Annotated in this window: 3 protein-coding genes; 1 reads left to right on the forward strand and 2 read right to left on the reverse strand. The window is 38.6% G+C overall.

Annotated elements, in window-relative coordinates:
- On the reverse strand, positions 1 to 942 hold a 942-nt coding region (locus AC52RT_RS13220; protein ID WP_495541176.1), incomplete at its 3' end, for an AAA family ATPase.
- Positions 943 to 1141: 199 nt separating this feature from the next.
- Complete coding sequence (zupT, locus tag AC52RT_RS13225; RefSeq protein WP_495541177.1) at positions 1142 to 1945, reverse strand: zinc transporter ZupT; 804 nt, start codon at positions 1943 to 1945, stop codon at positions 1142 to 1144.
- 359 nt (positions 1946 to 2304) lie between these two features.
- Between zupT and AC52RT_RS13230 the strand changes: the two genes are divergently transcribed.
- Positions 2305 to 2819, forward strand: a 515-nt coding sequence (locus AC52RT_RS13230; RefSeq protein ID WP_495541178.1) for an MFS transporter, incomplete at its 3' end; no start/stop codon positions are given.

The following is a 2819-nucleotide window of genomic DNA, read 5'->3' on the forward strand; positions in this document are numbered from 1 at the left end:
CTCATCAAGTAAATCAATCGCTTTATCTGGTAAATGTCGATCTTGAATGTAGCGATGTGACAGTTCAACGGCTGCTTTCAGCACATCATCACTATAGGTTACAGAATGATACGCCTCATAATGCGGCTTCAATCCTTCTAAGATAGTCAACGCCTCTTCCGGTGTTGGCTCATCAACTTGAATAGGCTGGAAACGGCGTTCGAGCGCGCCATCTTTTTCTATCTTACGGTATTCAGAAAGCGTTGTGGCACCAATTAATTGTAATTCACCACGAGCTAATGCAGGTTTTAAAATATTACCGGCATCCATCGAACCTTCTGCAGAACCTGCACCAACAATTTGATGAATTTCATCAATAAACAAAATTACATTTTTTCTATCCTGTAGTTCTGCAATCAGCTGTTTCATTCGTTCCTCGAATTGACCGCGAATACCGGTATTTGATACAAGCGAAGCCACATCAAGCATATAGACCGTTTTTGTACGTAGTTTCATTGGAACTTTGCCTTCTGTAATCTTCAAAGCTAAACCTTCCGCTATGGCTGTCTTACCGACCCCAGGCTCACCAATTAACACGGGATTATTTTTATTCCGACGATTCAGAATCTCAATGACACGTGTTACCTCTTCATCTCGGCCAATTACCGGATCAATTAAACCAGCTTTCGCTGCGTCTGTAAGATTTCGGCCAAATTGTTCAAGCAGTCCTCCGCTTTTCCCTTGTTGCTTGCTTTCTTGCTTTTGTTCATTATGATTAAATGGGTTTCCCCCGAATGCTTCAAATGGTGATTGCCCATTGTTAAAGCTGTTCATGGCTGCCCCTAGTTTTGTACGTTCCTCTTTATAACAAGCGGAGCACAAATTCACTTCATATCTGTGCCCTTGAACGGCCATTCGAACTTGAAAATTCGCTTGATTTTCTTGACACTTTTCACAATACATAAATGTACTCCTCCTTGATTTCATTGTAATGTTTGACTATCTTTGACTATAGTATACTCTGACCTTCTTTGACTTTCAAGTACCATGCTTACATTTTAAAACTAACTATCTATTAATTGGGTATGATACTTAATTCCCTTCTCTAAAGCAAATGAAACAAACCGAAAGCCTCAGGCTTTCGGTTCGTTTCATTTGTTCGTCAGATAAACAGCAGTAAACTTATAGCCATTACAGCCATTCCTGCAATTAAACCATATATAGAGAGATGACTTTCATCATATTTCTTTGCAGCTGGTAATAACTCATCAAGCGAGATAAAGACCATAATTCCTGCGACACCTGCAAAAATAATACCAAACATTACATCATTCAAAAATGGCATTAAGAAAAGATATGCTACAAGTGCTCCCACGGGTTCTGCTAAACCAGATAAAAAGGAAAGTTTAAACGCTTTTTTCTTATCACCTGTCGCAAAATAAATAGGTACTGAGACAGCAATCCCTTCCGGAATATTATGAATAGCTACAGCAACCGCAATCGCAAAACCAAGACTTGGATCTTGAATAGCAGAAGTAAAGGTTGCAATCCCTTCCGGAAAATTATGAATAGCAATTGCTAAGGCCGTAAAGGTTCCCATTTTTAACAAGGCTGCATCCTTTGCAGCTGGTTGATCCATATCTTCTACTTTTTTTACTTCATGTGGATTTCCTGCTTTTGGGATACACTTATCAATTAAAGCAATAAGCAGCATACCCCCAAAGAACCCAGCAACAGTCAGCCAATTTCCAGCAACGTTACCCATTGCTGCAACCAATGCATCTTTGGCTTTAACGAATATTTCAATCATTGAAATATAGATCATAACCCCTGCAGAGAACCCAAGTGCTATGGATAAAAATTTCGTATTCGTCCTCTTTGTAAAAAAGGCAAGTAGGCTGCCGATACCTGTAGCAAGACCTGCCATTAAGGTTAGACCAAAAGCCATTAATATTTCTGATGACATCCTAAATTCTCCCCTTTTTCTTCTCATTACATTTCACGCACACTAAAATGTTTCCTTAGTGAAAAATTTTACCTTATGAGCAACTCTTTCGTCAATAATAAAAGCCTCTTACCCTTATTCTCCATTCAAGAAACAATAAACAAAATCCTCTTTAGCATTTTTTGCTTTTACAGCCTATGCATGTAAATATTTAATGGTGTTATGTATTGTTAAATTCGCCTAATCCAAATTCCTATCATCATTAATATGTTTCATTTTTAAAAAAGATTTTGTATACTACTATTTAGGTATTCGAAATATATGCAAAGAAAGAAGTGTCATTTATTTATTCATCAATAGCAAAACGTAACTTAATTATCATGTGGTTTGCCAATTTCTTCATTAATGGCAGTACGACCATGGTACTTCCGTTTATCTCGTTATATATAGGTACATTTGGAGATTATAGTGATCAATATATCCAGCAATGGTCAGGCTGGACATTTGCGGTTACCTTTGTCGTTGCCTTTTTCGTTTCTCCTATCTGGGGGAGAATCGGCGACAAGATCGGCCGTAAAAAAATCCTCTTATTCTGTGCATTTGGTATGGCCGTCTCCATTTTCTTTATGGGTTATGTTACATCTGTCTGGCAGTTATTTGTTTTACGACTGTTTATGGGGATCTTTACCGGATTCGTCTCCATTTCACAGGCTTTTATTTCGACACAAACACCTAAAGAAATTGCAGGCCGCGTTCTCGGCACATTGCAAACAGGCAGCATTACAGGCACCCTAGTCGGTCCATTACTCGGCGGTGTTTTGGTTGATTCGTTAGGTTATTCCACTACCTTTAGATGGACGTCCATCTCGATTTTTATATGTACGGCACTTGTACT

This window comes from Peribacillus sp. (genome assembly GCF_059453735.1).